At 52.7% G+C, this 535-nt stretch carries 1 protein-coding gene; it reads right to left on the minus strand.

Annotated features, from left to right (window positions below):
• Positions 1–115 precede the first annotated feature (115 nt).
• Positions 116–535: phage baseplate protein (locus QMF38_RS09415; protein ID WP_281759275.1), on the minus strand; the 420-nt coding region annotated here is incomplete at its 5' end.

The raw sequence follows: 535 nt of genomic DNA on the forward strand, positions 1-535 counted from the left end.
AATAAAGATCATCACATAGGGAACCAATACCCACCCTAAGATATTCAACCATAACAACCGTCATCCCCCCATGCGCACAATATAGCACACGGTAGAATATATGGATGTTGTCATTTTAGCTTGCTTTGCCGTTAAACAGATTGGCTAGAGTCTGTAGAATCGACGACGGTACTTGCTTCGGCTGCTGCGTGCCTTTCTTGGCAGAGTCCGTGACAGCCGGATTCGCGCTGATCTTCACCACTTCCACGGTGGCTACCAGGAGTTCCGAAAGGTCAACGGTGCAGCGCAAACCGTGCGTCGTGGTATTGTCGTCCTGCACCGTCAGCGTCTCGACCAACATGTTTTGGTACAAGCCAAGGCGCGTGTAGACCTGCACAGGGATGCGCATCTGCTGCAACTGCAGGAGCACCTGATATGCCTGTACAGAGCGCGACGACCCGCCGGAAAACTGACCAGGGATGAAACTCTTCGCCACGTCCGTCATACCGATATTGAGCGATAGCGTACGCGGCTGCATATAGGCGTAGTCGGAGAT

Source organism: Alicyclobacillus hesperidum subsp. aegles (genome assembly GCF_027923525.1).
Classification (GTDB): Bacteria; Bacillota; Bacilli; order Alicyclobacillales; family Alicyclobacillaceae; genus Alicyclobacillus; species Alicyclobacillus aegles.